7 protein-coding genes and 1 pseudogene are annotated in these 7639 nt (G+C 64.3%); 4 read left to right on the forward strand and 4 right to left on the reverse strand.

Annotated elements, in window-relative coordinates; all coding sequences use genetic code 11:
- Nucleotides 1–171 precede the first annotated feature (171 nt).
- The gene (locus BLR75_RS25595) at nt 172–3021 is read left to right on the forward strand and encodes a valine--tRNA ligase (RefSeq protein WP_084315048.1); all 2850 of its coding nucleotides are present in this window, start codon (nt 172–174) and stop codon (nt 3019–3021) included.
- 84 nt (nt 3022–3105) lie between these two features.
- On the opposite strand, the gene BLR75_RS25600 is transcribed toward BLR75_RS25595, so the two are convergent.
- A complete protein-coding gene (locus BLR75_RS25600; protein WP_084315047.1) occupies nt 3106–3378 on the reverse strand; it encodes a hypothetical protein in 273 nt (90 codons plus the stop codon).
- 243 nt (nt 3379–3621) lie between these two features.
- Here BLR75_RS25600 and BLR75_RS25605 point away from each other — a divergent pair, with 243 nt between their 5' ends.
- Entirely contained in the window at nt 3622–3828 is a 207-nt protein-coding gene (locus tag BLR75_RS25605; protein ID WP_084315046.1) for a hypothetical protein, read from the forward strand.
- Between the two features lie 59 nt (nt 3829–3887).
- Here BLR75_RS25605 and BLR75_RS25610 read toward each other — a convergent pair whose 3' ends face one another.
- Complete coding sequence (locus BLR75_RS25610; protein ID WP_084315118.1) at nt 3888–4475, reverse strand: YajG family lipoprotein; 588 nt, start codon at nt 4473–4475, stop codon at nt 3888–3890.
- A 654-nt stretch (nt 4476–5129) separates the two neighbouring features.
- Here BLR75_RS25610 and BLR75_RS25615 point away from each other — a divergent pair.
- Both BLR75_RS25615 and mqo read left to right on the forward strand, forming a co-directional pair.
- A complete protein-coding gene (locus BLR75_RS25615; protein WP_139207060.1) occupies nt 5130–5348 on the forward strand; it encodes a hypothetical protein in 219 nt (72 codons plus the stop codon).
- Nucleotides 5349–5367: 19 nt separating this feature from the next.
- A complete protein-coding gene (gene mqo / locus BLR75_RS25620) occupies nt 5368–6855 on the forward strand; it encodes a malate dehydrogenase (quinone) (protein ID WP_090416175.1) in 1488 nt (495 codons plus the stop codon).
- 69 nt (nt 6856–6924) lie between these two features.
- Here mqo and BLR75_RS25625 read toward each other — a convergent pair whose 3' ends face one another.
- Both BLR75_RS25625 and BLR75_RS25630 read right to left on the reverse strand, forming a co-directional pair.
- A complete protein-coding gene (locus BLR75_RS25625) occupies nt 6925–7326 on the reverse strand; it encodes a VOC family protein (protein ID WP_084315553.1) in 402 nt (133 codons plus the stop codon).
- Nucleotides 7327–7416: 90 nt separating this feature from the next.
- Nucleotides 7417–7639, reverse strand: a pseudogene (locus BLR75_RS25630) (IS4 family transposase); the annotation flags it as partial.

The following is a 7639-nucleotide window of genomic DNA, read 5'->3' on the forward strand; positions in this document are numbered from 1 at the left end:
CTTGCTCGCGAACCTTTCCCTGCGACCACCGCGTCAAGCGGTTCGCGAGCAAGCTCGCTCCTACAAATGCTGTCCCTGGCATGCCGCCAACCGCGCCGGTGGCCGCCAAGCCCCGTGCCCCGTTATACTCAGCGGTTTTCCGTCTAGCCTTATCAGGGTCCCGCCGCGCTCATGGACAAGACCTACCAGCCCCACGCCATCGAATCCCACTGGTACCCCCTGTGGGAGAAAGAGAACTATTTCGCCCCGCAAGGTTCCGGCGAGCCGTACACCATCATGATTCCGCCGCCGAACGTCACCGGCAGCCTGCACATGGGTCACGGCTTCAACAACGCCATCATGGACGCGCTGATCCGCTACCGCCGCATGCAGGGCCGCAACACCCTGTGGCAGCCGGGCACCGACCACGCCGGCATCGCCACCCAGATGGTGGTGGAGCGCCAGCTGGCCGCCCAGGGCATCGCCCGTCACGACCTGGGCCGCGAGAAGTTCCTGGAGAAGGTCTGGGAGTGGAAGGACCAGTCCGGCGGCACCATCACCCGGCAGATCCGCCGCCTCGGCTCCTCCGTGGACTGGTCGCGCGAGCGCTTCACCATGGACGACGGCCTGTCGGAAGCGGTGAAGGAAGCCTTCGTGCGTCTGCACGAGGACGGCCTGATCTACCGCGGCAAGCGCCTGGTGAACTGGGACACCAGGTTCCACACCGCCATTTCCGACCTGGAAGTGGAGAACCATGACGAGAAGGGCCACCTCTGGCACCTGCGCTACCCGCTGGCCGACGGCCACAGGACCGCGGACGGCAAGGACCACCTGGTGGTCGCCACCACCCGTCCGGAAACCATGCTCGGCGACACCGCCGTGGCCGTGCACCCGGAAGACGAGCGCTACCAGGCGCTGATCGGCACCTTCGTCGAGCTGCCGCTGGTGGGCCGGCGTATCCCGATCATCGCCGACGACTACGTCGACCGCGAGTTCGGCACCGGCTGCGTGAAGATCACCCCGGCCCATGACTTCAACGACTATGAAGTCGGCAAGCGCCACGACCTGCCGCTGATCAACATCTTCGACAAGGACGCCGCCGTACTGGCCACCGCCCAGGTGTTCAACCTCGATGGCAGCGTCAACGCCGAGGTGGACGGCAGCCTGCCGGCCGCCTATGCCCATCTCGACCGCTTCGACGCGCGCCGCAAGATCGTCGCCGACTTCGAGGCCGCCGGCCTGCTCGAGAAGATCGACGACCACGCGCTGAAAGTGCCCAAGGGCGACCGCTCCGGCACCGTCATCGAGCCCTGGCTCACCGACCAGTGGTACGTCTCCACCAAGCCGCTGGCCGAGCCGGCCATCGCCGCCGTGGAAGATGGCCGCATCCAGTTCGTGCCGAAGCAGTACGAGAACATGTACTTCAGCTGGATGCGCGATATCCAGGACTGGTGCATCAGCCGCCAGCTGTGGTGGGGCCACCGCATCCCGGCCTGGTACGACGAGACCGGCAACGTCTACGTCGGCCGCAACGAGGCGGAAGTACGCGCCAAACACAACCTCGGCGACATCGCCCTGCGCCAGGACGAGGACGTGCTGGACACCTGGTTCAGCTCCGGCCTGTGGACCTTCTCCACCCTCGGCTGGCCGGAACAGACCGAGTTCCTCAAGACCTTCCACCCCACCGACGTGCTGGTCACCGGCTTCGACATCATCTTCTTCTGGGTCGCCCGCATGATCATGCTGACCATGCACCTGGTGAAGAACGCGGACGGCACCCCGCAGATCCCGTTCAAGACCGTCTACGTCCACGGCCTGGTGCGTGACGGCCAGGGCCAGAAGATGTCCAAGTCCAAGGGCAACGTGCTCGACCCGCTGGACATCGTCGACGGCATCACCCTCGACGAGCTGCTGGAGAAACGCACCAGCGGCATGATGCAACCCAAGCTCGCCGAGAAGATCGCCAAGCAGACCAGGGCCGAGTTCCCCGAGGGCATCGCCAGCTACGGCACCGACGCCCTGCGCTTCACCTTCTGCTCGCTGGCTTCCACCGGCCGTGACATCAAGTTCGACATGGGCCGCGTCGAGGGCTACCGCAACTTCTGCAACAAACTGTGGAACGCCGCCAACTTCGTCATCGAGAACACCGATGGCAAGGACACCGGCGTCAATGGCGAGCCGGTCGAGCTGTCCTCGGTGGACCGCTGGATCATCTCCCAGCTGCAGCGCACCGAGCAGGAAGTCGCGCGCCAGCTCGACGCCTTCCGCTTCGACCTGGCCACCCAGGCGCTCTACGAGTTCATCTGGGACGAGTACTGCGCCTGGTACCTGGAGCTGGTCAAGCCGGTGCTGTGGGACGAGAACGCCCCGATCGAACGCCAGCGCGGCACCCGCCGCACCCTGATCCGCGTGCTGGAAGTGGCGCTGCGTCTGGCGCATCCGTTCATGCCGTTCATCACCGAGGAAATCTGGCAGCGCATCAAGGCCCAGGCCGGCAAGCAGGGCGACACCCTGATGCTGCAACCCTGGCCGATCGCCGACGAGTCGAAGATCGACGCCGCCGCCGAAGGCGACATCGAGTGGGTCAAGGCGCTGATGCTCGGCGTGCGGCAGATCCGCGGCGAGATGAACATCTCCATGGCCAGGCGCATCGACCTGATCCTCGCCAACGCCTCGCCGGAAGACCACCGCCGCCTGGCCGACAACGAGCCGCTGCTGATGAAGCTGGCCAAGCTGGAAACCATCCGCGTGCTGGACGAAGGCGAGGAAGCGCCGATGTCCGCCACCGCGCTGGTCGGCGAGATGCAGGTGCTGGTGCCGATGGCCGGACTGATCGACAAGACCGCCGAACTGGCGCGCCTGGACAAGGAAATCACCCGCCTGGACGGCGAAGTGAAGCGCGTCGGCGGCAAGCTGGCCAACGAAGGCTTCGTCGCCAAGGCTCCGGTCGAGGTGATCGAGAAGGAGCGCGCCAAGCTGGCCGAGGCCGAACAGGCGTTGAGCAACCTGATCGTGCAGCGCGAGAAGATCGCCAGCCTGTAAGCGGCTCCCGACGAAAAAAGCCTGCGCATGCGCAGGCTTTTTTCTGTCCGCCGTTTTCGCCAGCTCGCTGGCGAAACAGGTTCCTTACAGTTGCGTGCTGTACCAGCTCACCGCCAGCGCCAGCATCATGCAGGCATAGCCGAAGCGATAGAAGAAACGGTTCATCCGCAGGGTCGGCTCGTCCAGCGGCAGCGCCTGTGTCTCGTTCTGCGCCACCAGGCGGGCCGTGGCGCGCTGTTCGCGGCGGCGCGTGGCCAGCAGCAGCCAGGCGCCGGCGAGGGTGAAGAACAGCGCCAGGTCATTGAGAATCCGACCGGGATCGGCCTTGAACAGGGCCAATAACGCCTGCAGCGACATCGCAACCTCCGCTTCAGAACTGCACGCAGGTTATCGAGATAACGCTGAAGGTGAGTCCGTGGGAATTCGGCGGCCGCCCGCGGCACGCCAGGAAAGAAAAAACAGGCGCGAATTGTATCCGAACGTGACCGCGCAGAAATCGATTTGCGACGAGCGTGGTCACACGCCTGCAATCCAGGGTTGGCATGCTGCTCGCTAGGATTTCCCCGGTCACGTCCCCCAACCAGCCCCTGGAGAATCGCCATGTTCGAGACCGTCGCCCATGACAACGCATACCTAGCCGAGCATCTGGATGAAATCGAGGCAATCGTCACCGAGCTCTCGTTCAACGTGCAGGACGACCGCTGGCTGGTCTACTGCCAGGCCTGCGGGCGCGAGCATCTGGACCTGCCGGAAGTCAACGAGCGCATCGGCCTGAGCGAGATGGACCCGTTCCGCCAGGCCGCCTGAAAAGGCGGCAGGCATGAAAAAGCCCGGGCGGATGACCCGGGCTTTTTCGCTGGGCGAACTCAGCGCTGGTTCAGGGTCTGGCCGATGGTCGGGTCCTTGAACACGCGGGTCAGGGCGTCGCTGAGCACGTCGCTGACCAGTTTGCTGTTCGTCTGTTGATTGGGAGCCATCCCGAAGCGCTGGTTCAGCGAGGCGCCATAGCGGCCGCTGTAGCGGCGCTGGCTGTTCTGCACGTCGACGCGGAAGGTCGCGCCGATGTTCGCCTCGGTGACGTACATGCCTTCCTTCGGCGACTGGTACTTCAGCTCGGCCAGGGTCAGGGTCAGCTGCGGCGCGTTGTAGGCGTTGGGCGACGGGGTGAAGCCGAGCAGGCGCACGGCGGCCTCGGCCTGGGCCTGCAGCTTGGGAATCACGTCCTGGCTGCGCACGGTGATCGCGCTGGTCTCCGGATAAAGACCGCCACGGGTGCCGAGCGACGTGTTCGGGCGGCCGTCGACGACCTTCACGACCACCGGTTGGCCCTGGCCGACGGCGGTGATGGGGCCCTTGAAGACCGGTTCGGGGTTGAGTTGTTGCGGGCTGAGGGCACAGCCGGCGATGGCCAGGCTGGCGGCAGCGATCAGGCTGAGCAACAAACGATGCAGCATGCTCATCTCTCCATGGTTGGGCACGAAATGGCCGGCAGTATACCGACCGTCGGCGTGCACTGACAGCACATGCCATTGGACGCGGCGGCAAGCGGAGGGGTTCCGCTGCAGGCCGCGTGGTTTCTGGAAATGATCCGCGACGGGGCGAACCGCACCGGGGCGGTGCGAAAAGCGGAAAGCATGACTTAGGCAGTAGGAAAAAAGTCTAAGGCCAAGGGCTTTTTTTTCATTTCGCCGTTATAATCGCCCCCCGATTATAAGGACGCCTCCTGATCGGGCACGCAGATGACATTGTCCGCTGCCACACCCTCATAGAGAGTCGCCATTCGCATCGGCCCCGGCCGGTCGCTTTGTACCGTTTGTTGCGTCGAATTTGAGCATGGATGCAGCGTGCCCCTCTTCCCCGCAGAAGCTGGGCAGGCCCGCGACAACGACTTCCTTTGAGCTTCACGTATCCAAAAGAGCGTGATTTGAAGGTTTTTCACTACTTCACGAGAGTGTGGCGAGCAATGAATAGTTTTGCGTCGGTAGAAGCACCATCAACGCGTACCCCCGCAGCACTGAACAGCTTTGTCGGCACAGGAACCTTCCTCAACGGCGCCTGACAGCACCGTCGTGGACGTACCCGTTTGCATCGCGGATGCCTTCCGCCGCATGACCGCCGAACTGAAGGTGCGCATCCCCTCCTTCGAACTCGGCCGCGACGGCATCCGTATGCGGTTGCGCGAATGCCAGCCGGCGTTCCGCAGCCGTCGCGAAGTATTCGACATCCCAGCCCCGGACCTTTCGGCGAGCGCCAGGCGCTCCCGCTCCTCCGGGCTGCCATCCTCGAGCGCCAAGGCGCCGGATGGGTTGTCATCAATTTGCTGCTGAAGATCCTGGAGACGCGTTAATGGCGCAGAACAATTACGAAGCACTGGACGTGTTGCTGGTTGGCGCCGGCATCATGAGTGCAACCCTGGCGACCCTGCTGAAGGAGCTCGACCCCGGCATCAAGCTGGAAATCGTCGAGCTGCAGGAATCCGGAGCCATCGAGAGTTCCAACCCCTGGAACAACGCCGGTACCGGTCACGCCGGCCTGTGCGAACTGAACTACACCCCGCAGGCGGCGGATGGCTCGATCGACATCAAGAAGGCCATCAACATCAACGCCCAGTTCGAAGTGTCCAAGCAGTTCTGGGCCTACATGGTCGGCAAGGAAGGCTTCGGCGCACCGAGGAACTTCATCAGCCCGGTTCCGCACATGAGCTTCGTGCGCGGCAAGGACATCCCGTTCCTGAAGAAGCGCCATGAGCTGCTGATCCAGCACCACGCCTTCGCCGACATGAAGTACAGCGAAGACCGCGAGCTGATCGGCCAGTGGGCGCCGCTGACCATGCCGGGCCGCCCGGCCGACGAGCAGGTCGCCGCCACTCGCATGGAAAGCGGCACCGACGTCAACTTCGGCGCGCTGACCAACCAGCTGCTGGGCTACCTGGCGACCCAGTCCGGCACCAATGTCAGCTACTTCCAGAAAGTCACCGGCCTGCAGCGCGAAGACGAAGGCTGGAGCGTCGACATCAAGAACACCCGCACCGGCGAGAACCGCAAGGTCAAGGCGAAGTTCGTCTTCCTCGGCGCCGGCGGCGGTGCGCTGCCGCTGCTGCAGATGTCCGGCATTCCGGAAAGCAAGGGCTTCGGCGGCTTCCCGGTGAGCGGCCAGTGGCTGCGCTGCGACAACCCGGAAGTGGTCAGCCAGCACCAGGCCAAGGTCTACAGCCAGGCCGAAGTCGGCGCCCCGCCGATGTCCGTGCCGCACCTGGACACCCGCGTGGTGGACGGCAAGAAATCCCTGCTGTTCGGACCCTATGCCGGCTTCTCCACCAAGTTCCTGCGCCACGGTTCCTTCCTCGACCTGCCGCTGTCGGTGCGCACCAGCAACCTGCTGCCGATGCTCTCGGTGGCCCGCGACAACATGGACCTGACCCGCTACCTGGTGAAGGAAGTCATGCAGTCCATGGACCAGCGCCTGGAATCCCTGCGCAAGTTCTATCCGCAGGCGAAGACCGAGGACTGGCGCCTGGAAACCGCCGGCCAGCGCGTGCAGATCATCAAGAAGGACCCGAAGAAAGGCGGCATCCTGCAGTTCGGTACCGAACTGGTGTCTGCCGAGGACGGCACCATCGCCGCCCTGCTCGGTGCCTCGCCGGGCGCGTCGGTCACCGTGTCGATCATGCTCGGCCTGCTGGAGCGCTGCTTCCCCGAGCAGACCCGTTCGCCGCAGTGGACCGCCAAGCTGCTGGAAATCTTCCCGGCCCGCGAGAAACAGCTGGAAACCGATGCCGCGGCCTACCGCGAAATCAACCAGTTGACCAGCGAGCGCCTGCAGCTCAACGCCTGATCCGCGCAATGCGTACGAAGCCCGCCATCCGGCGGGCTTCGTCGTTTCAGGACTCCTCGTCGAGCGAGATCAGTCGCAACTGACCATCCAGCCCACCCCGAAGCGGTCGGTGAGCATGCCGAAGCGCTGCGCCCAGAAGGTCTTCTCCATCGGCATGTCGACCTGCCCGCCATCGGCCAGGGCGGCGAACGCCTGTTCCGCCTCGACCGGGCCGCGCAGGCTCACCGCCAGGGAGAAGCCGGTGAACGGCAGGTGCCGCTCGCCCCGCCCGTCGGACATCCAGACCTGGGTGTCGCCGATCTGCAGGCTCGCGTGCATCACCTTGTCTGCCCAGCCATCCGGGACCTGCGACGGTCCGGGGGCCTCCTCGTAACGCATCAGCGCAGTGACCTTCGCGCCGAAAACATGCTGGTAGAACGCCAGCGCCTCATCGCAGCGACCATGGAAGAACAGATAGGGGCGTACCTGCATGGAAACCTCCTCGCCTTGTCATCCTGACATTGAGTGTAGGCAGGCATTCCGTGCGGGCATGAAAAAGCCCGCGCGGAGCGGTAATACTGTTCACTTAAGCGGAGCGGCCTTGCGGTTCACCGGGTAGCGAGTCTTTGAGATCTTCACCGTCCTTGGCCTGGTAGGCCTTGGACGGCGATCCAGAAACAGCCCGCCGATCCCGGCCCGCAACTCCGTCAATCGCCTTCCGGTAGCAGAAATCGGATTGGCCGCTGCCATCACGATCAGTTGAACGGCGATGTAGTGGGCTACCGGCTTGAAGCGTATCTCGGAT

Source organism: Pseudomonas jinjuensis (assembly GCF_900103845.1).
In the GTDB taxonomy this organism is placed as follows: Bacteria; Pseudomonadota; Gammaproteobacteria; order Pseudomonadales; family Pseudomonadaceae; genus Pseudomonas; species Pseudomonas jinjuensis.